Origin of the sequence: Neisseria sp. P0014.S009, from assembly GCF_051958155.1 — a bacterium.
In the GTDB taxonomy this organism is placed as follows: domain Bacteria; phylum Pseudomonadota; class Gammaproteobacteria; order Burkholderiales; family Neisseriaceae; genus Neisseria; species Neisseria flavescens_C.
On the sequence record NZ_JBQCVS010000081.1, the window covers coordinates 1 to 328 of the forward strand.

Sequence of the window (328 nt, forward strand, 5' to 3'; positions counted from 1 at the left end):
GGACAATGGGCGCAAGCCTGATCCAGCCATGCCCCGTGTGTGAAGAAGGCCTTCGGGTTGTAAAGCACTTTTATCCGGAAAGAAAAGCGCTGGGTTAATACCCTGGTGTCCTGACGGTACCGGAAGAATAAGCACCGGCTAACTTCGTGCCAGCAGCCGCGGTAATACGAAGGGTGCAAGCGTTACTCGGAATTACTGGGCGTAAAGCGTGCGTAGGTGGTTTGTTAAGTCTGATGTGAAAGCCCTGGGCTCAACCTGGGAATGGCATTGGATACTGGCAGGCTAGAGTGCGGTAGAGGGTAGTGGAATTCCCGGTGTAGCAGTGAAA

At 53.7% G+C, this 328-nt stretch carries 1 rRNA gene; it reads left to right on the plus strand.

Annotated features, from left to right (window positions below):
* Nucleotides 1-328 (plus strand): 16S ribosomal RNA (locus ACTHS4_RS11755); the annotation flags it as partial.